22 protein-coding genes, 1 tRNA gene and 1 pseudogene are annotated in these 18,637 nt (G+C 62.6%); 4 read left to right on the top strand and 20 right to left on the bottom strand.

Annotation, left to right across the window (positions count from 1 at the left end; all coding sequences use genetic code 11):
• Positions 1–3 precede the first annotated feature (3 nt).
• The 8 genes and pseudogenes from KBY67_RS06105 to KBY67_RS06075 form a co-directional block, all read right to left on the bottom strand.
• Positions 4–879: a phycobilisome linker polypeptide gene (locus tag KBY67_RS06105; protein ID WP_255109837.1), complete on the bottom strand. Its 876-nt coding sequence runs from the start codon at positions 877–879 to the stop codon at positions 4–6.
• A gap of 114 nt (positions 880–993) precedes the next feature.
• Positions 994–2,193, bottom strand: a complete 1,200-nt coding sequence (gene hemH, locus KBY67_RS06100) for a ferrochelatase (RefSeq protein WP_255109835.1) — start codon at positions 2,191–2,193, stop codon at positions 994–996.
• A gap of 18 nt (positions 2,194–2,211) precedes the next feature.
• A complete protein-coding gene (locus KBY67_RS06095) occupies positions 2,212–2,667 on the bottom strand; it encodes a pentapeptide repeat-containing protein (protein WP_315855560.1) in 456 nt (151 codons plus the stop codon).
• A 30-nt stretch (positions 2,668–2,697) separates the two neighbouring features.
• Positions 2,698–2,913: pseudogene (locus KBY67_RS14765) on the bottom strand (pentapeptide repeat-containing protein); the annotation flags it as partial.
• Positions 2,914–3,023: 110 nt separating this feature from the next.
• Positions 3,024–3,623 carry a phycobilisome polypeptide gene (locus KBY67_RS06090; RefSeq protein WP_255109833.1) on the bottom strand — a complete coding sequence of 200 codons (600 nt, stop codon included), beginning with the start codon at positions 3,621–3,623 and terminating at the stop codon, positions 3,024–3,026.
• A gap of 566 nt (positions 3,624–4,189) precedes the next feature.
• A complete protein-coding gene (locus tag KBY67_RS06085; protein WP_255109831.1) occupies positions 4,190–4,966 on the bottom strand; it encodes a phycobilisome rod-core linker polypeptide in 777 nt (258 codons plus the stop codon).
• A gap of 234 nt (positions 4,967–5,200) precedes the next feature.
• Positions 5,201–5,692 carry a phycocyanin subunit alpha gene (cpcA, locus tag KBY67_RS06080; RefSeq protein ID WP_255109829.1) on the bottom strand — a complete coding sequence of 164 codons (492 nt, stop codon included), beginning with the start codon at positions 5,690–5,692 and terminating at the stop codon, positions 5,201–5,203.
• A gap of 45 nt (positions 5,693–5,737) precedes the next feature.
• A complete protein-coding gene (locus KBY67_RS06075) occupies positions 5,738–6,256 on the bottom strand; it encodes a phycocyanin subunit beta (RefSeq protein WP_255109828.1) in 519 nt (172 codons plus the stop codon).
• A 494-nt stretch (positions 6,257–6,750) separates the two neighbouring features.
• On the opposite strand from KBY67_RS06075, the gene KBY67_RS06070 reads away from it, so the two are divergent.
• Positions 6,751–7,050, top strand: a complete 300-nt coding sequence (locus tag KBY67_RS06070; RefSeq protein WP_255109826.1) for a helix-turn-helix domain-containing protein — start codon at positions 6,751–6,753, stop codon at positions 7,048–7,050.
• Between the two features lie 320 nt (positions 7,051–7,370).
• Here the strand turns inward: KBY67_RS06070 and KBY67_RS06065 are convergent, their stop codons facing one another.
• From KBY67_RS06065 to KBY67_RS06055, 3 genes are all read right to left on the bottom strand, one after another.
• Complete coding sequence (locus KBY67_RS06065; protein ID WP_255109824.1) at positions 7,371–7,982, bottom strand: chromophore lyase CpcT/CpeT; 612 nt, start codon at positions 7,980–7,982, stop codon at positions 7,371–7,373.
• A gap of 37 nt (positions 7,983–8,019) precedes the next feature.
• On the bottom strand, positions 8,020–8,256 hold the full coding sequence (locus KBY67_RS06060) for a hypothetical protein (protein WP_255109822.1): 237 nt from the start codon (positions 8,254–8,256) through the stop codon (positions 8,020–8,022).
• Between the two features lie 82 nt (positions 8,257–8,338).
• Positions 8,339–8,411 (bottom strand) — tRNA-Phe (locus KBY67_RS06055).
• 139 nt (positions 8,412–8,550) lie between these two features.
• On the opposite strand from KBY67_RS06055, the gene KBY67_RS06050 reads away from it, so the two are divergent.
• Positions 8,551–8,850 (top strand): hypothetical protein, encoded by a 300-nt coding sequence (locus KBY67_RS06050; protein ID WP_255109819.1) that lies wholly within the window; start codon positions 8,551–8,553, stop codon positions 8,848–8,850.
• A 319-nt stretch (positions 8,851–9,169) separates the two neighbouring features.
• Here the strand turns inward: KBY67_RS06050 and KBY67_RS06045 are convergent, their stop codons facing one another.
• From KBY67_RS06045 to psbB, 8 genes are all read right to left on the bottom strand, one after another.
• Complete coding sequence (locus KBY67_RS06045; RefSeq protein WP_255109817.1) at positions 9,170–9,439, bottom strand: DUF2470 domain-containing protein; 270 nt, start codon at positions 9,437–9,439, stop codon at positions 9,170–9,172.
• Between the two features lie 160 nt (positions 9,440–9,599).
• Positions 9,600–10,892 carry an FGGY-family carbohydrate kinase gene (locus KBY67_RS06040; RefSeq protein WP_255109815.1) on the bottom strand — a complete coding sequence of 431 codons (1,293 nt, stop codon included), beginning with the start codon at positions 10,890–10,892 and terminating at the stop codon, positions 9,600–9,602.
• A 53-nt stretch (positions 10,893–10,945) separates the two neighbouring features.
• Complete coding sequence (metK, locus tag KBY67_RS06035) at positions 10,946–12,208, bottom strand: methionine adenosyltransferase (RefSeq protein WP_255109977.1); 1,263 nt, start codon at positions 12,206–12,208, stop codon at positions 10,946–10,948.
• Between the two features lie 32 nt (positions 12,209–12,240).
• Complete coding sequence (locus KBY67_RS06030) at positions 12,241–13,053, bottom strand: HAD family hydrolase (RefSeq protein WP_255109813.1); 813 nt, start codon at positions 13,051–13,053, stop codon at positions 12,241–12,243.
• A gap of 32 nt (positions 13,054–13,085) precedes the next feature.
• A complete protein-coding gene (locus KBY67_RS06025; protein ID WP_255109811.1) occupies positions 13,086–14,171 on the bottom strand; it encodes a 30S ribosomal protein S1 in 1,086 nt (361 codons plus the stop codon).
• A 105-nt stretch (positions 14,172–14,276) separates the two neighbouring features.
• A complete protein-coding gene (gene nrdR / locus KBY67_RS06020; protein ID WP_255109807.1) occupies positions 14,277–14,774 on the bottom strand; it encodes a transcriptional regulator NrdR in 498 nt (165 codons plus the stop codon).
• Between the two features lie 229 nt (positions 14,775–15,003).
• Complete coding sequence (locus tag KBY67_RS06015) at positions 15,004–15,099, bottom strand: photosystem II reaction center protein T (protein WP_006042122.1); 96 nt, start codon at positions 15,097–15,099, stop codon at positions 15,004–15,006.
• 24 nt (positions 15,100–15,123) lie between these two features.
• The gene (gene psbB / locus KBY67_RS06010) at positions 15,124–16,683 is read right to left on the bottom strand and encodes a photosystem II chlorophyll-binding protein CP47 (RefSeq protein ID WP_255109805.1); all 1,560 of its coding nucleotides are present in this window, start codon (positions 16,681–16,683) and stop codon (positions 15,124–15,126) included.
• Between the two features lie 236 nt (positions 16,684–16,919).
• Here psbB and KBY67_RS06005 point away from each other — a divergent pair, with 236 nt between their 5' ends.
• A complete protein-coding gene (locus KBY67_RS06005; RefSeq protein WP_255109803.1) occupies positions 16,920–17,375 on the top strand; it encodes a 2Fe-2S iron-sulfur cluster-binding protein in 456 nt (151 codons plus the stop codon).
• A 60-nt stretch (positions 17,376–17,435) separates the two neighbouring features.
• Positions 17,436–17,543: a photosystem II reaction center protein PsbM gene (gene psbM / locus KBY67_RS06000; protein ID WP_006173432.1), complete on the top strand. Its 108-nt coding sequence runs from the start codon at positions 17,436–17,438 to the stop codon at positions 17,541–17,543.
• A 128-nt stretch (positions 17,544–17,671) separates the two neighbouring features.
• Here psbM and KBY67_RS05995 read toward each other — a convergent pair whose 3' ends face one another.
• Positions 17,672–18,520 (bottom strand): universal stress protein, encoded by an 849-nt coding sequence (locus tag KBY67_RS05995; protein ID WP_255109798.1) that lies wholly within the window; start codon positions 18,518–18,520, stop codon positions 17,672–17,674.
• Positions 18,521–18,637 lie beyond the last annotated feature (117 nt).

The following is an 18,637-nucleotide window of genomic DNA, read 5'->3' as shown; positions in this document are numbered from 1 at the left end:
TTATCAGTTTGGAGTGATACTGGCAATCACTCCACCTTCACGGTGAATTTCCTTGTAGGTTTGAGACAGCTTGTTGAAGGGGACGAAATAAGTCCGATTGGACTTTTTGTAGCGTGAAATCGGCCGGATCGATTTGGCCCTGTAGGCCGTTACTTCAACCCGATAGATGCGACCCTCCTGGCCGGCACCGACTCCCAGTCGCGTTGCGGCGTCTTGGAAATTGGCAGAAGGCCTGAAGCTCCATCCTTGTGTATCCGTGGAGGAGGGAGGAACAACCGGGAGTGGGCGATTTACATAGACATTGCCACCTAGTCGTGCTGCCTTGCCGGATAGATTGCCTTTGAAGCTACTGCTGCTGGCACCACGGAGCAGTTGGAAGCTCCAAGTGAATTCCTGCAAGGTTTTGCAGCTTTCGGTCTTCCAGCCACGGTGGAAGGGGACTGTCCACTCACCGAAAGTGTCTTGATATTCCGTTGAATCTATGAAACTGTCGATATCCGCTTCGTATCCTTTGCTATCGAGAAGTTCGGCATGGACGCGCATCTCGGCAAAGTCGGCTGGGGCCCGGCCCAGGAGGTGGCGGAAGGCCAGCTCGATGTAGCGGTAGCGAGGGCAGGAATCAAAAAAACGAGTGCGATACAGCTCACTTTTGGCAACGCTGCGTACGAACTCGCGCAGGCTGAGCTCGCCCAGCTTGAACTGCGATTCGGGGACCAGCTGGCGCTCGCTTTCCATCACATAGGAGTTGCCGAGCACCTGCCGATACACGGCACGGATGAGCTGTTCTTTTTTGGCGTCTGTATCGTTTGGTAACAGTTCAAGCGGATCCTGGCTGTCAAACCTTTCGACGCCTAGGAGCGAGGCGGGACCAAAAGCCATTATGAACGCAGGTCTTGAGTGACTCCGTTATAATCATATGTCCCTGCCCCTTCTCCCTGAGTTCTTAATAAAGCTCAACTGGAGGGAGGAAGCTGAGGGTAGTGACACCCTATCTCAAAGCAGATTGATGGCGTGCAGAGGCCCGTTGCCGCTCAGTAGTTCCATCAGGATTACCAAGGTTCCCAACATAGCAAGCCGCCCGTTCCACACTTCCGAGCTGTTGTTCCAGCCCCAGGCCCACTTGTCCTGTGGATACAGCTTCACCTTGATGTGAAGTGTGGCTGCCTGGTCAAGGTTTACCTCCGGCCCGGCCAGGGCTTTCTGCACCAGATCGGCCAACCCGTGGATGAAGGAGGGGGTGGTGTCGAGGGCCGGTACACGGCGGAAGTTGAGGATGCCCACCTGTGTGGCGATCTCCCGGTATTCGATGTCGATTTCCTCGAGGGTCTCGATGTGCTCGCTCACGAAGCTGATGGGCACCACCACCAGATCCTTCACGCCTGCTTCACCAAGCTCATGCAGGGCTTCATCGGTGTAGGGCTTCAGCCACTCCACTGGGCCCACCCGGCTCTGGTAGGCCAGGGTGCAAGGGTTTGAGTGGCCTAGGTCGCGGGCCAGTCTTTCCATGATCAGGCGGGCGCAGGTCTCGATCTCGTTCTGATAGGGATCGCCCGCCACTTCCACGTAGCTCTTGGGCACGCCATGGGCGCTGAAGAACACATGGGCGCTGCCGGGTTCGGGACAGGCCTGAATCTCCCGAGAGATCAGTTCGGCCATGGCCCCTAAGTAGCCGGGGTCGTCGTAGTAACCGCGGATGCAGTGGATCGGAAGCTTTGCGAAGTCTGGATCAGCTCTACGCAGGCGCTGCAGTTCCCGAAAGCTGGACCCGCTGGTACTGATCGAGAAATGGGGGTAGAGAGGCAACACCACCACCTGATCCATCCCGTCCGCTTTGATGTCGGCCACGGCCGACTCGGTGAAGGGATGCCAATAGCGCATGGCTACGTAGCTTGTGGCCTCGATTCCTCGCGCCCGCAGCTCGCTCTGCAGTTCGCGGGCCTGCTGCTCGGTGATGCGGCGTAGAGGGGAACCCCCGCCAATCGAGCGATAAGCTTGCTTGGACTTGTTGCTGCGCAGGCTGCTGATCAGCCAAGCCAGGGGCTTCTGCAGCACCGGGGTTGGAAGCCGGATGATTTCCGGATCGGAGAATAGGTTATAGAGAAACGGGGCGACATCCTCAATCCGCTCAGGGCCTCCGAGGTTCAGGAGAACCACGCCGACCTTGGCATGGTCTGTGGGAGGGTGATGGTCCATACATGCAGGCGGTAATGTTTAGGTCATCAGGCTGTCGCGGGTCGTATGGCGAGTGAGAGGGTTCCAACAGTCCAGCTCCTGGAACGGCCGTCCGATCAGGGTCTCTCGAATCGAGTCCAGCCCTGATGAGCTCGTGAAGTCGGAACCACGGATCGATTCGGCTGCTGAAAGGTCAGCATCAGTCAGGCTCGCCCAACGAAAATCGGCATAATCCAGCTGACAACCTGAGAAACGCACCCCTTCGCAAAGAGCACCGCGCAGCACGGCATGACGCAGATCCGCTCCTGCCAGGCGCACTCCTCTCAGGCAAGCACCGCTGAGATCTGCGCCGCTGAGGTATGCACCCATCAATAGGGAGCCGCTCAGGTCCATGCCGGAAAGATCGGCGCTATTGAGAAAGTGGCCGCTTAACTTGGCCTTAGGACCTACTGCACCGGAATCTCGATACTCGTAGTTGTCTGGCCAGATGGTCATGCCGTCATATCGAGCTAGTCGCAGATCGGCTCCATCGAGTGTGCATTCACTCAGATTCGTTCCCCTTAAATCGACACGACAAAGACGTGCTTCTGTGAGATCAGTAGCACCGAGATCCAGCCCACGCCAATCAGCTCCTCTAGCGTCGAAAGCACGATCGATGGCCTGGTTGGAAGGGAGTTTGGATTCCGGAGGAAGCCAACCAGGCACTATGGAGGATTGCGATGCGCTATGCACGAGGCCCATGAATACTTAGAAACAATCTGTAAAGATGCAACTCTCCCAGGTTACGTTACTGCTGGGGAGCCTTGTTCATCCACTGGGAAGTGAGCGCCCCACGATATAGAAATAAAACATCACAGAACAGTGGCTCCTGCCTCTCCAGCTTGACAAGAGAACTCCCTGATCATCTCCTCCAGATGGCGAATGACCATTTCCAGGCGCCAGGTATCCTTGCTTCCGCCGAGCGATCCGTAGTGAATAGATGCGACTTCACGCAGGTAGCATAAAGCCTTGGCCATGCTGTCGATAGGAACGGCCAGTTCTCGATAAAGTACACGTAAGCCGCTGACTCCTGGTGGGTGCGTGAATGTCTGCCGATCAGCGGCCACGGCATAGATGGCGATGCGGAGAAAATGCCAGCAGTCGCGCCAGCATGCCTCGGAGCGATTTTCCGGGAAAAGTGATCCACCGGGCTTGATCAGGCCAGGATCCTCTGCCACCAGTCTTCTCTTGACGTCTGCTACTACTTGTGAGGCGTTCTCTTGAAGCAGGCGTAGTGGTTCGGAATCAATGCAGGAGAACTGGCAAATCTCATCGAATTCCTTTGTGGTCAAAGGCCTGCTCGCATCATCAGCACACCGGAAAATTGCACGAACATTCGCCGGGAGGGTCTTGTCATGAGCAAGACCAAGGATGCGAGCCCCTTCAATTATCTCAGGCAAGCTTTTCGCCATCACTTCTGCAGCATCGATGATTTTGCCTTCATGAGGAGATCGAGGCTAACCTGGCCATTGCCTCACGTCCCAACCCTGCAGAGACCACGGGAGTTGCTACTAGATGTCCATGTCGTTCATTATACAACGCCCAGATGGCTCCATTCGCTATACCAGGACAATGGCGGACGATCGCATCTGCTAGCCCAGGTTTCAGTCCGAGAGCATGAAATAGCTGCCGACACTCATCCTCGCTGCTGACATGAACATGGCGGATCGCTGAGCCTACGACCCAGGTCAATGAAGTGTCCTCAATTGGTCCACTTGAACTGGAACAGGCAAGCAGAAGATTGTTGCCGGGGTTGTCTGTCTGAGAGTAAGTAGCCCCCCACAGATCGATGGTTTCGGGGAGAAGATTTATGCGTAGATCAGTTTGACCTTCGTCGACGACGATGTCATGCTGGCCATAAGATGACTTCAGCAGGGTGAGAAGCCTGTGACAAGAATCATTCATGACAGTCTCTCTGCGGTGTGCTCTCCCATCTGGTACTTGCCAGGAACTCGCTCGGTTTCCAGCCTCTCGAGCACTAGCCCGGCCCACCGGTGCTGAGCATGGAAAGCGCGATCCAAAGCATCAATCCAGTGATCACGAAGCCCCCTGCCGCGACGGTGTTCAGCCAGAGCTTGCGAGCCCATGGAGCGGGGGCATTGGCCAGCCAGTCAGGCAGTTGACCCATGGTGCTGTTCTGCCACGTCAGCGACTGTGCGGGAGCCCGCTTGGCGATGCTGTCCCGCCAGTAGGCTCCATAGCGAGGGGCTTGTTGGTTGAAGGGCATTGTGCCCACCGGCTGTCCAGGCAGAACACGGGATCGCTGGAAGGGCACCGTATCGTTACCGAAGGTCTGCATGTACTCTTCGGAATCCAGGAGTGCATCCACTAGGGAAGGAAGACCACGCTGGGCGATCAGAATCGAATACGCGATGCGTTCCTGGTCACCGTAGACGGGCCTCCCAAGCACTCGGCCGATGGTCTGCTCGACCATTCGATAGTTGCTGTTGCAGCGGTAGAAGTCGTCGCGGAATTTCTGCGACAACAGTAGGCCACGCACGAAGTCCCGCATGGTGATTTGCCCGGAGCGCAACTGGGATTCCAGCATGGGATCGCGGTCCACCTTGAAGGCGTGGAAGAAGATCTGTCGATAGGCCTGCTCGATCTGGATATCCAGATCACGACGATCGCAGGTCCCGGCGATGCTGCGCGCGGCCGACTGGGACTGTCGGCTCCATTCCTCATCGGCCAGGGCGAAGCTGGTGACCCTCGCATTCATTGTAAGCGTACTAACAGGAAGCAAAGGCAGTGCCATGGTTACTTGATAGTTTGAATGAAATCTTCCTCTAGAAGATGGAGTTTATGGGGGCGGGAAGAGGGAATCCACATCAATCGTGACTTTCCCTGCTCGCGGATTGAGGTTCATTGAACAGAGGGTAAATGCTCTGTCTGTGAAGTGATCCCATTTGGCTGGCACAGACATGAAGAAGGCCCCCCGAAGGAGGCCAGTATCATTGAGAATTGGCGATCTTAGGTCGCCTTGCCTGCTTCAGACAAGCGCGTTGATGGCATAGTCGATGTAGTTGTTCGCCTCGGTTCCAGGCTCTCCACTCATTCCGTGGTTGGCCTTGATGTATTTCAGGGCCTCCACGTACCAGGAGGGAGAAAGTTCAAAGGTACGGTTGATCTCATCGATGCCAGCGATCAGATATTCGTCCATCGGACCGGTGCCACCAGCAACAAGACAGTAGGTGACCATGCGCAGATAGTAACCGATATCACGGGCGCACTTGTCCTTCCCGCGTTGGTCGGCAGCATACGTGGGCCCCTGCATCTGGGTGGTGTAGGGGAACTTGCTGTAGACGGCTTGAGCGGCACCATTCACAAGGGTGTCTGCTTTGGCTGTCAATCCTTTAGCAGCCTCAAGAGCCGACTTGGCTCGAGTGAAGCGTCCGAAGGCAGCGTTGATTTCGGTGTTGCTTATAAAGCGGCCTTGGGAGTCGGCAGCTGCGACAGCCTCGGTTAGCGGAGTCTTCGACATGGGTGAGGGGGGGAGCGTAAGGAATGTCCTGAAATGAAATGCTGATCAGGCCACGGCGGCGGCGGCGCGATCAAAGTAGGTGCCGATTTCGGAGATCAAGTTGCTGCAATCGCCCGATGTGATGCCGCCGCGATCGTTGACGATGGCAATGGAGGCATCCTTCATTTTGCGTACACCTTCGGCGACGGAAGCGCCAGGAGTGCCAAGGGCAAGATAGGTTTCCCGCAGGCCGTTGAGGCAACGATCTTCGAGAACGGATGTGTCTCCGGTGAAAATGGAATACGTGATGTAGCGGAGGATGATCTCCATGTCACGTAGGCATGCGGCCATCCTGCGGCTTGTGTAAGCGTTGCCCCCGGGTGCGATCAGCGCCGGTTGCTGAGCGAACAGATCGCGGGCTGCATTGGCAACGATCGTGGAAGCGTTGGAGGTGATCCGGTTGACGGCATCCATTCTCTTGTTGCTATCAGCAACAATCGACCCCAGGGCGTCGATCTGTCCAGAACTGAGGAATTCGCCTCGGGCATCAGCCTGGGCAATGACCTTGGTGAAAGCGTCGAACATTGATTAAAAAGCTCCTGTTCTCGACGGATGGGGGTCGTGAGTTGTGTGAGAGTGCGCAACTTGCGCCCTCGAGAGTCAAGTGCGTAGTTTCTGGCTATGGGCCGACTGAGCCTGCCGATAGCCAGAAGGGCTTCCGCTGACATGAGTATTGTTAACCCCCTTGCCGTTCCCTTGGGCGAGGATTCACAAACGGTCATCTTTGGGAGAGTGCCCAGCTGTGCAGTCCCTCCAAGGCATTAAGGGATCAGCGTCCGCCGTAGGCACTCAGTGAGGGCTGAGGCCAGCGAGATCCGAGAGGGGCCTGTGGCCTTCATAGATCCCCAGATACCGAGGCAGCCTGCGGTTCCGTTCTTCTGAGCTCTGGTGGGCGATCACGTAGATTCACCCTATCAGAATTGTTTTGACCAAACTATTATCCTAGGTGTGCCGTCCCGGAAATAACATCCAGAATAGTGGGGTGTTACCCGAGTGGCTCCGTGGCGCTTGGTCGTCCGATGCCACCGCTGGTCCTCAGCGATGACGAGGTTCGGCAACTGCAGTGCATCGCCAGCTCTCGCTCGCTACCTCATTCGATCGTGCAGCGCGCCCAGATCGTGCTGGCCTGTGGTGCTGGCGAAACCAACACGGCTATCGCCAAGCGAATGGGGCTGACGGGGATGACGGTCGGCAAGTGGCGCAAGCGGTGTCGGGAGCTGGGCCTGGAAGGGCTGCATGACAAGCTCCGCCCTGGACGGCCTCGCACCTATGAGGACGACACGGTGGCGGAGGTGATCAACCGGGCGCTGCAGACCTAGGCGAAGCCTTCTCCGAAGGAGTAGCCCACCGATGGCAGCACCCAGTGGATCTTCCTCGCTGATCCCGGCCAGGCTGGGCACTCGGGCGTGCAGGGCGATGGGATTTGCTTGAGCCTGGACAGGCCATGGAGCCCTGGGCGACAAGGTCTTGACGCTTGGCGCGCTGTCTGAGCAGAACCCCTACTGCAAAGACCTCACACATCTTCAGAGACTGCACCGAATTGCGGGGGTTTGCTTCATCTCGGCATGGTGCCGGTTCAAGCTTGGTGATTGAGTGGAGTGGCTAGAGCCCCTGCCCTGCTCACGGGCAGCGCAAGGCTTCACGAGCCAAGCTTCCAGCACTCCAGCCAGGCTTTGGGGATTTCCGGGCTGAAGTCCTCGGTGCGCTGGAATTCAAACGGCCCCGCCAGGGATCCCCAGAGCTGCTCATGGGTGGCGGGGTCGTTTCCCCTGTCGATTGTGCGCATCGACGTGCCGTCGATTTCGAAGCTGCTCACGAGGTAGGCCGTGGAGCCCTTGCGTTCCACCAGGCAACGGCAGCCGGGTTCGACCTCCCCGACGAAGCCCTCACCCTTCTCTTGCACCACATAGGTGCAACCGTCGAGCAGGCGCAGATCCTCCGTTTGGATCTGCGCCATGCGCTCAGGATCCTCCACCGCTCCCCAGAACCGTCGCTCGTCGTGGAGGGCGTGGTTGAGGATGCGCAGGCTGCCATCCGACGCGTTCTCCGCTCGCAGCACGCGGATGCGGTAGGGCTGGCCAGGGGCGAAGGCATACCACTGCTCCAGCAGAAGCGAGCCTGGATCCAGATGCGGCAGCGGCCGGAAGCGCACCAGGATGTGGGCGTACAGGGGGGGGTTCTCGAAAGCCTGCTCCTGGTTACTGAACCCGGCGCTCAGCATCCGGACCAGGCGCGGCAGGGAGCTGGTCATGGGGCCAATCCTATGGGGCCGGCCTCCAGCCGTGCCCTCAGCGCTTGAGCAGGCGCAGGCGGAATTCCGCCACCTGGCGCACCAGCTCAGGCTCCTTGAGGGCGAAAGGGTGCTCGCTCAAGGCACCGATCACCCCCTCAAGGGCGGCTTCACGGGCGGCCGAATCGGCGGGATCGAGGTTGCCGATCTGTCCCCAGGCCTCATCGAAGGCCATGGCGTAGCTGTCCGCGTTGCTGAACTGCTGGTTGGAGGGTTGCTCGGGAGGGGTTCGCATCGCGTCAGATCAGCTCAGCTTCGAAAACACCCAGCGGAGTTGGTGGGTCTGGCCCGCTGGAACGAGGGAGTTCAGAACAAAATGCCAGGACCCAGATTTGAACTGGGGACACGGCGATTTTCAGTCGCCTGCTCTACCAACTGAGCTATCCCGGCCGGCCGCATGGCAGCACTTGAGGATCTTAGATCACGGCCTGGAGCAGGCGTCCGGGCCAGACAGAGCAGCCCCATTACCGGGTATCCAGCCTCCCTGAGGGCAGCGGCGGCGGCCATGGCCGTAGCTCCGGTGGTGAGGATGTCATCCACCAACAGCAGGCCCTGGCGGGAGCGCCGGCTGCGGGAGACGCCGCTGGGGATCACCCGGAAAGCCCCCTCCTGGTTAAGCGCCCGCAGGCGGCGGTTGAGGTGGTGCTGTCCCAGCGTGGCCCTGCTGCGCTCCAGGGGGGCCACGCTGGGCAGCCCCAGCCCTTGGCAGATCAGCAGGGGCAGGGGGTTGGCCCGCCGTTTCCAGCTGGGGATCGCCACGACACTCAGCCCCCGCAGAGAGGCGGGCAGGGTGGCGGCCAGGCAGCTGGCCAGGCAGGGGATCGCCTGACTGCCGGGCTCGCGCCGCTGGCGCAGCAGCAGGTGGCGCAACCCCCCCTGATACCAGCCCAGGGCCCACCAGGGCATGGGCTCGAGGCCGCACAGACCCCCGGGCTGATCGGGCTGGGTCTCGAGATCCAGTGAGTGGCGGCAGGCCTGGCAGGGCTGCGGCTGGTGATGATTCTCTCCGCGCTCAGCTTCGCTGGCGCGGCCGCAGAGCGGACAGGTGGCCTGGGTGATCAGCTGGAGGCATCCCCTCCACAGGGCCTGGACCATGGCGCTGTTCTCCCGGAACACGAGTGACCTTGTCGCCCAGTGTTCCCATCAGCTCAGGCCTCGGGCAGACCCTTGAGCATCGCCACAAGGGTGCGGTGGGCATCCTCGCTGTCGCTGAGCACGTGATCGAAGGGCACTGAGAGGTGGGCGCCATCCACCTCGAGCTCCATAGCCTCGGGGCCGACCCGCAGCATTCGAGCGGCGCTGGCCTGCTGTGCTCCGCCGTAGTGGCGGGCGTAGGCCAGCACGGCGGAGCCGTGGTCCTTGTTCATGTGGCGGCAGATCCGATCACTGACGGCTTCGCTGAGGGGATCGCTGGCCATGGGGGCAGGGCAATGGTTCCTGTCGATTGTGGCGGAGACCGGACTCAGACCAGCGCGAACCGCTGCCAGAGCAGCAGTCCCAGCCGGATGGCGCTGAAGCCGACATAGCCGGCCAGGACCACGAACAGGGTCATCGAGATCACGGTCCGCAGGCGGTCGCTCATGGGCTCTTGGGAAGGGGGGCAGGCCCCTCCATCTTCGGCGTTGGGCCGGTCGCCCTGAGGGAGCCCAGGGCCAGCCGCGCCATGCCCTGGGCCGCCGTGAGGCCCGGACGGTTGAGCACTGGCCTTGCGATCGCCTGCTGGCGCAGCTGACGCCATTGGGGATTGCGTGCACCGCCCCCCAGGCTGATCACCCGCCGCAGTGGGGGGGCACCCAGTTGAGCCAGGCGCAGCCAACCTTGGGCCTCGATCCGGGCCAGCCCTTCCAGCAGCCCCTGGAGAAAGAGTGCATCGCTCACGGGCCTGGGCTCCAGGATCGGCAGCAGATCCGGGTCGTCGAGGGGGAAACGCTCCCCCTTCGCTGGCAGGGGCCGGTAGTGCAGTCCGCTGGGCCTGGATGGATCGATCTGACGGCTGAGCCGCTCCAGCTCGGCATCACTGAAGAACTGGCGCAGCACGCCGCCACCGGCGTTGGAGGCTCCGCCCACCAGCCAGCGCCCCCCCAGCCGATGGCAGCTCAGCCCCGGGGCCTCGATCGGCTCCGACACAAACTGTTTCAGCACCAGGGTGGTGCCCAGCACGGTGATCCCGTCGCCAGGGGCCGGATCGGCCGCCAGCACTCCGGCGTTGGCGTCGGTGCTGCCGGCCACCACCAGGCAGGAGCCCGGCAGCCCCAGCTCAGCGGCGCAGCCGGGAGCCAGTGGTCCCAGCACCGTGCCGCTTTCGACCACCTCTGGCAGCGCTGCCGCCCACGCTTGCCGCTCCAGCTCACCGGCCCAGCACTGTCGCCTGAGATCCCAGCCCAGGCGCAGGTTGTTGCCTTCTTCGCCCCAGCGCCAGTCGCCCAGCAACCAGCCCATCAGCCAGTCGGCCTGGTGGCGCAGAAGCAGATCAGCACCTGCTCCGGCTGCCGCAGTCCTCCCCGTGGGCGAGGCCAGCAGGCGCAGGGCCCGGGCCAGGCTGCCGGTGACACTGGCGGCGGCGCAGCCGGCGGGCACCAGCGCCGTGAGGGCTTGCGCCTGCTCAGGGCAGGCCTGGCTGTAGGCCAGGGCGGGTCCCAGGGGTGTGCCGTCCGAGCGGCAGGCCAGCAGGGTGCCCGATGTGCCATCGACGCTGATGGCGGCCAACCGCCGCCTGAGCTGGGCGGGCAGGGCCTGCACCAGCGCCACCAGACCCTGCCGCCAGCTCCCTGGGTCGTTGAAGCTGCTGGGATAAGCCGTGGCCTGCTCACTCAGCACCTGTCCCTGGGCATCGATCACCGCCAGGCGGAGGCCACCGCTGCCGGCATCCACCCCCGCAGCCAGGGGGTGGAGCTCGTCGTCGCCAGGGCAGCTGAGCGCGGAGTTCAGGCGGCTGGCTGGCCCACGGGGACATGATCGGCCGTGGCCTGCTGCAGCCTGGCGGCCGCCTCACTCACGTCTTCCCAGGGCAGGTTGAGGTCGGGCCGACCGAAGTGGCCATAGGCGGCCACATCCTGATAGAAGCGGCCGCCCCGCTGACGAGGAAGTTCGCGCAGGCCGAAGGTCTCGATGATCGCCCCGGGGCGCAGGTCGAAGTGCTCCTGCACCAGGGCGGTGAGATCGTCGTCGCTGATCCTGCCGGTGCCGGAACTCTGCACCAGGATGCTCACCGGTTTGGCCACGCCGATCGCATAGCTGAGCTGAACCTCCACTCGCCGGGCCAGGCCAGCCGCCACCAGGCTCTTGGCCACATGGCGGGCGGCATAGGCCGCGGAACGATCCACCTTGGTGGGATCCTTGCCCGAGAAAGCTCCGCCGCCGTGACGCGCCGTTCCGCCGTAGGTGTCAACGATGATCTTGCGGCCTGTCAGGCCCGCATCACCCTGGGGGCCGCCCACCACGAACTTGCCGGTGGGATTGACCAGAAAACGCACCGCCCCGCGCTCGGGTTGCAGCGGCAGATCGGCCGTGGCCGGGATCACCACATGGGTCCAGAGGTCATCGGCGATGCGCTGGCGCAGGCCTGCTTCGTCACTGATGCCGTCGATCTCCGCCAGGTGCTGGGTGGAGATCAGGAGGGTGTCGATCGCAACAGGTCGATCGTTCTCATAGACCACACTCACCTGGGTCTTCCCATCGGGGAGCAGGTAGGGAAGGGTGTTGTCGTGACGCACCTGGGCCAGCTGGCGCGCGAGCCGGTGGGCAAGGCTGATGGGCAGGGGCATCAGCTCCGGGGTTTCGTCGCAGGCGAAGCCGAACATGATCCCCTGATCGCCGGCTCCCACCAGATCAAGCGGGTCGCCGTCGTGGTCGTCGGCTTCATTAACGCCCTGTGCGATATCAGGGGATTGCTGGTCGAGGGCAGTGAGCACCGCGCAGCTGTTGGCATCGAAGCCACCGGCTTTGGCGCCGCTGTAGCCGATTGAGGCGATCACCGATCGCACCAGGCTGGTGATGTCGACCCGGGCGGTGGTGCTCACCTCGCCGGTGACCAGGCAGAGCCCCGTGTTGACCACGGTTTCGCAGGCCACCCGGCTGGCGGGGTCGGCGCTCAGCAGAGCATCGAGAACGGCATCGCTGATCTGATCGCAGATCTTGTCGGGATGGCCCTCTGTGACCGATTCAGAGGTGAAGACGTAACGGCTCATCCCGGCTTGCACGGTCATCAAGATGACTGAGCTTATCGCCCGACTCCCAACTCCTGCCAGTGATCGAGATGGGGCAGATGCTCCGGCAGCGGCGGCCTGCTGCTCCAGCCGGCGCTGTAGCCCAGGGCCAGGCCCACCCCCGCCCCCTCGGCCATGCGCAGATCACTGCTGGCATCCCCGATCAGGGCACAGGCCGAAGGGTTGACGCCAAGCCTGGAGCAGAGCCCGTGCACGGCCGCTGGATCCGGCTTCAGCGGTCGCATGTCGGCGCTCCAGATCTCCTGGAACAGCTCGGAGAGCCCATGGCCGCCCAGGAAGCGATGGATTCCCTCGCTGTCATCGTTGCTGATCACCGCCAGCAGCACGCCCGAGCGGTGCAGCTCCAGCAGCAGGGGCTTCACCCCCTCGGTGAGCGGTGCCAGGGGCGCCTCGCCCGGACGCGGCCCCTGGCCATGGATGAGCTCACGATCTACGGCTGGATCTGTGGCCGGATCTCTGGTCGGATCGGTGGCCGCGAACACGGCTTCGCTGTGGGCCAGGGCATCCGGCCATCCCAGACCCACCTGACAGAACGCGGTGGCGGTGGAGATCAGGTTGTGCTGGCGGCTGGCCACGGCGGTGGTGCCCGCCGGGTGGAGCCGATCGCTCTCCAGGCCGTAGGCCCGCTCCAGCAGGTGCTGGAACTGGGGGCGGCTGGCTTCAGGCAGATGCTCCAGGCAGGCCTGGAGCCTGGCGCGGCTCAGGGCCAGCAGGCCCGGCTCACTGAGGCTGAGGGTGCCGTCCTTGTCAAAAAGGATGGCTTCAACCGATCCGAGGGGTTGACCACGCAGAAGCAGTTCAGCCATCGGATCGGTGCAGGGGCCTCAGGCTATGGCGCTCAGTCGAGGGTGACGCCCATGGGCTCGTTCTCCTCGGCCTGCTCCAGCAGCATCTGCTTGTAGCGGGCGGCCATTTCCTCGGCCTTGTCGAACACCTTCTGGGGATCGGTGAGCATGTCACCGGGTTCGGGCTCGAGGGCTTTGGTGGAGAGGGAGATGCGGCCCCGCTCGGCGTCGAGGTCGATGATCATCACTTTCATCTGATCGTTCACGTTGAGCACCGTGTGGGGGGTCTCGATGTGCTCGTGGCTGATCTCGGAGATGTGCAGCAGGCCGCTGACACCGCCGATGTCGATGAAAGCGCCGTAGGGCTTGATCCCCCGCACGGTGCCGATCACCACCTCGCCCACCTCGAGGCGATTCATCTTGCGCTCCACCAGGGCGCGGCGATGGCTGAGCACCAGGCGGTTGCGTTCCTCGTCCACCTCCAGGAACTTGAGGGGGAGGAAATCGGCAACGAGATCTTCCTTGGGCTTGCGGGTGCTGATGTGGCTGCCGGGGATGAAGCCTCGCAGGCCTTCCACCCGCACCAGGGCACCACCGCGGTTGGTGGCGAACACCTCCGAGTAGATGGTGGCGTCTTCCTTCTGGAGCTGACGCACCCGCTCCCAGGCCCGCTGGTATTCGATCCGGCGGATCGAGAGGGTGAGCTGGCCGTCCTCGTTCTCCTCGCTGAGGATGAAGAACTCACGGATCTCACCGGGCTCCAGCACGTCGGAGAGGTTCTCGACCCGGTTGATCGACACCTCCTGCAGTGGCATGAAGGCTGCGGTCTTGGCGCCGATGTCGATCATGGCGCCCTTGGGCTCCATGGCGAACACGGTGCCGTTGACCACGTCGCCGGGCTTGAAGTTGTAGTCGTACTTGCTGAGCAGGGAGGCGAACTCCTCCAGCGAGAAGCCGGCACCTTCGGTGTCGCGGCTGGCGGCGCGGCTGCTGGGGTCGTCGGCTGTGGGGACCTCTTCCGGAATGTCGAAGTTCAGATCAGCCGAGGTCTCGCTGGTCGGATCAAGATCTGCCGGGGCCTCCCCCGTCGGATCCAGTTCGGCCTCGGTGCTGCTGATCTCGGAAGGGGTCACGGTCATGGAAGGGGGGGCGGTCTGCCCAGGGCAGAATGAAGGGAACCGAGTGCCTGCCCGCCGACAGACGCACGCGATCCACGATCATACAAATCCACCCTCCCCAGGCCTTCAGCTCACGGCGGCGAGGGCCCCATCAGGGCGCTGGCGAGAGGTCCGGCCGCTGAGCCCCTCAAGGGTGGCGACGAAGTCGCTGATGCCCTGGAACTGCCTGTAGACCGAAGCGAAGCGCACGTAAGCCACCTCGCTGATCTCGCTGAGCTGCTGCAACACCAGTTCACCGATCTCAGCGCTGCTCACCTCGCGGCCGTGGCGCTGCTGCTGCAGTTGCAGCTCAATGTCGTCGACGATGGATTCCAGACGCGCGGGCTCAAGGCCGGTTTTTTCGCAGGCGCGCACCAGGCCATGCAGCAGTTTGCTGCGGCTGAAGATCTCTCGGTTGCCGGTGCGTTTGATCACCGTGATCGGCACGGTTTCCACCCGTTCGTAGGTGGTGAAGCGAAAGTCGCAGTGGAGGCACTCACGCCGCCTGCGCACACTGCGGCCACTGTCCGCGGATCGGGATTCCAGCACCCGGCTCTCGGTGTGTTGGCAGGAGGGACATTGCATCCCTTGGCGACCCACGCGGTTTGATTCCTGAAAGTGTAGTCAGTTGCGCTCCGATTGAGAAGCGGGTAGTGCTCAATTCAGCGCCGGAGGCAGAACTGCGCTGTCCTTTGCAGGGCGTTTGATGTTGGTAACCGCTGATGGGTGATTACCGGTGATGGCTGCGCACATCAAAAAGCCCCCGCCGGGGCGAGGGCTGAATGGGGTCTGGGGCCTCAGTGGACCCAGGGTCTCACTTGCCGATCTTCGGGGGATCGCGGAAGGCGATCGCGAAGAAGAGGGTGGCGATCGCCAGGGTGAGGATGAGGATGTAAGCGAAGCTCTCCATCGAGAATCTCCTGAGTGGGGGCGATCAGCTGAGCTTGGAGCCAGCCGGTGGGATGTAACCCTCGGGGAGACGGCGGGTGGTGCGGTCTCCCAGCTTCTGGAACAGGCCGAATTCCACCTGCTCACCCAGGTCGGGGTCGATGCCGGCGAACACATCCCGATACAGGGTGCGAGCGCCGTGCCAGATGTGCCCGAAGAAGAAGAGCAGGGCGAAGGTGGCGTGGCCGAAGGTGAACCAGCCGCGGGGTGAGCTGCGGAAGGTGCCGTCGGAGTGGTAGGTCTCGCGGTCGAATTCGAACGCTTCACCCAACTGGGCCTTGCGGGCCAGCTTCTTGACAGCTGCAGGGTCGGTGTAGGTCTGGCCGTTGAGGGCACCGCCGTAGATGGTGGCCGTCACGCCGGTCTGCTCGAAGGAGTAGCGGGCTTCGGCGCGGCGGAAGGGAATATCAGCCCTGACGATGCCTTGGTCATCTTCGAGAACCACTGGGAAGTTCTCAAAGAAGTTGGGCAGGCGGCGCACCTGGAGGTTGCGGCCGTCCTTGTCGGTGAAGCTGATGTGACCAAGCCAGGTGGTGGGCAGGCCATCGCCGTTGACCATCGGACCGACGCGGAACAGACCACCCTTAGCTGGACTGTTACCGACGTAGTCGAAGAAGGCCAGTTTCTCGGGGATGGATCCATAGGCCTCTTCGGCACTGGAGCCGTTCTCGAGGGCTGTCTGGACGCGGCGGTTGATCTCGGTGCGGAAGTAGCCCTGATCCCACTGGTAGCGAGTGGGGCCGAACAACTCCACAGGTGTGGCTGCTGATCCATACCACATGGTTCCGGCCACGATGAAGGCCGCAAAGAACACCGCAGCAATGGCACTGGCCAGCACCGTTTCGATGTTCCCCATCCTCAACGCCTTGTACAGACGCTCCGGTGGGCGAGTGGTGATGTGAAAAATGCCGGCGATGATGCCCACGATGCCGGCGGCGATGTGGTGGGCCACGATCCCGCCCGGGTTGAAGGGGTTAAATCCTTCAGGTCCCCAGGCGGGCTGCACCTTCTCAAGGTGACCCGTGAGGCCGTAGGGATCGGAGACCCACATCCCCGGTCCGAAGACTCCGGTGAGGTGGAAGGCGCCGAAACCGAAGCAGCCGAGGCCGGCGAGCAGCAGGTGAATGCCGAAGATCTTGGGGAGGTCCAGCGCCGGTTCACCGGTACGGGGGTCCTGCCAGATCTCCAGATCCCAGTAGGTCCAGTGCCAGATGGCGGCCAGGAACAGCAGGCCGCTGAAAATGATGTGTGCGGCAGCGACGCCTTCGAAACTCCAGAAGCCGGGGTCGACTCCAGTTTCTCCGGTGATGCTCCAGCCGCTCCAGCTGCCGGTTACACCCAGGCGGGCCATGAACGGCATGACGAACATGCCCTGGCGCCACATCGGGTTGAGCACCGAGTCGGATGGATCAAAAATGGCGAGCTCATAGAGCGCCATGGAGCCGGCCCAGCCGGCGACCAAAGCGGTGTGCATGAGGTGCACGGCCAGCAAGCGGCCCGGGTCGTTGATCACGACCGTGTGCACCCGATACCAGGGCAATCCCATGGGGGTCAGGTCCGGGGTAACGAACAGCTGCCTGTGACGACATGACGCCAGCACAAGCAGTGGACGATCAAAAGGATCGTTCCGTGCTTGCGATCGTAAGGGGTTCCCCTGGCCAGCGGGAGCGGGGCCGGCGAGCTGAAACGAGCCGTGACGCGCGATCCGGCGCTTTACCCGGATGGTTATTTACAAAACGCAACTTGCAGGGCTCAGAATGGAGGCTTCCGCGCCTGATCCTGATGCCCGTGATCCGCTTCGCCCGTGAGGGCCGTGATGTGGAGTGCTACCCCGGCGAAAACCTGCGGGAGGTGGCCCTGCGCGAAGGGCTGGAGCTCTACGGGCTCAAGGGGCAGCTCGGCAATTGTGGTGGCTGCGGACAGTGCATCACCTGCTTTGTCGATGTGGTGGCCGAAGCCTCGCCGGGCGCGCTGACCCCCCGCACCGCCGTGGAGGACCGCAAGCTGCGCCGACGTCCCGAGGGTTGGCGTCTGGCCTGTCAGGCCCTGGTGCAGCGCTCGCTGGTGGTGCTCACCAGGCCCCAGGCGGGCCTGGCTGATCGTGAGGCCCTGCTGGCGGCGGCCCGGGCGGAGCCCCTGGGGGCCGGGCCCACGGCCTGGCCGGCCACGGAGGAGCCGCCGGCAGCTGAGCCCACCGACCTTGAGTCAACCGCTACGGCCGGTGAAGCGGTGGAGTAGGGCCCCATCGGTGGGTGATACGGTCGCCCCACGCCACCCTCAACCCGCCCTAAAGCTTCCATGGAAACCAATGATCTGGGTTTTGTGGCCAGCCTCATGTTCGTGCTGGTGCCGGCCGTCTTCCTGATCGTTCTCTACATCCAGACCAGCAGCCGCGAGCAGGGTTGAGCCTGGTTCGGGGCGGTTTCAAAGCCTCTTGAACGTTCTTTGGCCTCCCACGCTGAACTACCGCCGGTGGCCATGACATCCATGGTCATCGGCATTTTTTTGGTGTCTTCAGCGCAGGCTCTAAGGGCTCAGCGGCCTGATTCGGGCTCCCGCACCAGCAGCACCGGTGCCGGTGCATGCACGCGGATGTAATCGCTCACGGAGCTGCCCAGCAGACGGTCGATGTCCACCAGACTCCTGGCCACGAGGGGTCTGCGGTCCTGGGAGGCGATCACCAGCAGATCGGCCTTGGTCTCATTGGCCATGGCACAGACCCCGCGGCCGACGTCGCCGGTGCCATGAATACCCTTGAGCTCCACCCCGAGGGTGCGGGCCCGCTGCACCGCTTTGTCGATCACCAGGTCGGCGGGGCTTTTGCCACCGCGGCTGGGCTGGATGTCCTGGCGGGAGATGTGCACGCCTGTGAGGGTTCCTCCGGGGATCTCCCGCACCAGTTCGCAGGCGATCCTGAGGGCGTCATCGCCCACGCCGGTGCCGTCGAGGGTCACCATCACCCTGTTCACGTGGCGCACATAGAGGTCGTCGCGCACCAGCAGCATCGGCCGAGTCGAGAGCTGAAAGACGTACTGGCTGGAGCTGTTGGCCAGGATTGACTGCAGCCGCCCCAGACCCCTCGACCCCATCAGGATCAGATCGGCATCCAGCTCGTCGGCCACCTTGAGAACGGTCTGCTTGGTGTCGCCCTGGCGAATGATGGCATTCACCTCCGTGGGATCGAGCCCCAGCCGCTGGATCGCGTCGGCCACGATGCCAGAGGCTTTCTGCCAGTGCTCCTGAAAATCCTCGCCGGCCTGCTCTGGCACCACGTGCAGCAGGTTGAGCCGGGCCTGTCGGAACGCCGGGAGTTCCCGCAGCATGCGCACCATTTCCTCGACGTGGCCCTTGCCGGAATCGGCGATCAGCAGATTGCGGAACACGAGGCTGTCGCGGCTTTTTGGCAGCCTATGGCCTGCATCTGGTTGCTTGAGCTGTGGCAGGAGAGGCTGTAATGGAGTGGCAAGAGGGGCAGCCCAGCTGGCTGCTGCGGCGCCGTG

The sequence above is a fragment of the Synechococcus sp. RedBA-s genome (assembly GCF_024345495.1).
Taxonomy (GTDB): Bacteria; Cyanobacteriota; Cyanobacteriia; order PCC-6307; family Cyanobiaceae; genus Regnicoccus_A.
Note: the sequence above shows the minus strand (reverse complement) of the source record. Positions and strands in the feature narration are given on the sequence as shown.

What these genes read in the sequence shown, in the direction of transcription:
- KBY67_RS06105 (WP_255109837.1), bottom strand. Translation starts at nt 879, where the DNA reads ATGGCTTTTGGTCCCGCCTCGCTCCTAGGCGTCGAAAGGTTTGACAGC.
- hemH (WP_255109835.1), bottom strand. Translation starts at nt 2,193, where the DNA reads ATGGACCATCACCCTCCCACAGACCATGCCAAGGTCGGCGTGGTTCTC.
- KBY67_RS06095 (WP_315855560.1), bottom strand. Translation starts at nt 2,667, where the DNA reads ATGACCATCTGGCCAGACAACTACGAGTATCGAGATTCCGGTGCAGTA.
- KBY67_RS06090 (WP_255109833.1), bottom strand. Translation starts at nt 3,623, where the DNA reads ATGGCGAAAAGCTTGCCTGAGATAATTGAAGGGGCTCGCATCCTTGGT.
- KBY67_RS06085 (WP_255109831.1), bottom strand. Translation starts at nt 4,966, where the DNA reads ATGGCACTGCCTTTGCTTCCTGTTAGTACGCTTACAATGAATGCGAGG.
- cpcA (WP_255109829.1), bottom strand. Translation starts at nt 5,692, where the DNA reads ATGTCGAAGACTCCGCTAACCGAGGCTGTCGCAGCTGCCGACTCCCAA.
- KBY67_RS06075 (WP_255109828.1), bottom strand. Translation starts at nt 6,256, where the DNA reads ATGTTCGACGCTTTCACCAAGGTCATTGCCCAGGCTGATGCCCGAGGC.
- KBY67_RS06070 (WP_255109826.1), top strand. Translation starts at nt 6,751, where the DNA reads ATGCCACCGCTGGTCCTCAGCGATGACGAGGTTCGGCAACTGCAGTGC.
- KBY67_RS06065 (WP_255109824.1), bottom strand. Translation starts at nt 7,982, where the DNA reads ATGACCAGCTCCCTGCCGCGCCTGGTCCGGATGCTGAGCGCCGGGTTC.
- KBY67_RS06060 (WP_255109822.1), bottom strand. Translation starts at nt 8,256, where the DNA reads ATGCGAACCCCTCCCGAGCAACCCTCCAACCAGCAGTTCAGCAACGCG.
- KBY67_RS06050 (WP_255109819.1), top strand. Translation starts at nt 8,551, where the DNA reads ATGTCATCCACCAACAGCAGGCCCTGGCGGGAGCGCCGGCTGCGGGAG.
- KBY67_RS06045 (WP_255109817.1), bottom strand. Translation starts at nt 9,439, where the DNA reads ATGGCCAGCGATCCCCTCAGCGAAGCCGTCAGTGATCGGATCTGCCGC.
- metK (WP_255109977.1), bottom strand. Translation starts at nt 12,208, where the DNA reads ATGAGCCGTTACGTCTTCACCTCTGAATCGGTCACAGAGGGCCATCCC.
- KBY67_RS06030 (WP_255109813.1), bottom strand. Translation starts at nt 13,053, where the DNA reads ATGGCTGAACTGCTTCTGCGTGGTCAACCCCTCGGATCGGTTGAAGCC.
- KBY67_RS06025 (WP_255109811.1), bottom strand. Translation starts at nt 14,171, where the DNA reads ATGACCGTGACCCCTTCCGAGATCAGCAGCACCGAGGCCGAACTGGAT.
- nrdR (WP_255109807.1), bottom strand. Translation starts at nt 14,774, where the DNA reads ATGCAATGTCCCTCCTGCCAACACACCGAGAGCCGGGTGCTGGAATCC.
- KBY67_RS06015 (WP_006042122.1), bottom strand. Translation starts at nt 15,099, where the DNA reads ATGGAGAGCTTCGCTTACATCCTCATCCTCACCCTGGCGATCGCCACC.
- psbB (WP_255109805.1), bottom strand. Translation starts at nt 16,683, where the DNA reads ATGGGATTGCCCTGGTATCGGGTGCACACGGTCGTGATCAACGACCCG.
- KBY67_RS06005 (WP_255109803.1), top strand. Translation starts at nt 16,920, where the DNA reads ATGCCCGTGATCCGCTTCGCCCGTGAGGGCCGTGATGTGGAGTGCTAC.
- psbM (WP_006173432.1), top strand. Translation starts at nt 17,436, where the DNA reads ATGGAAACCAATGATCTGGGTTTTGTGGCCAGCCTCATGTTCGTGCTG.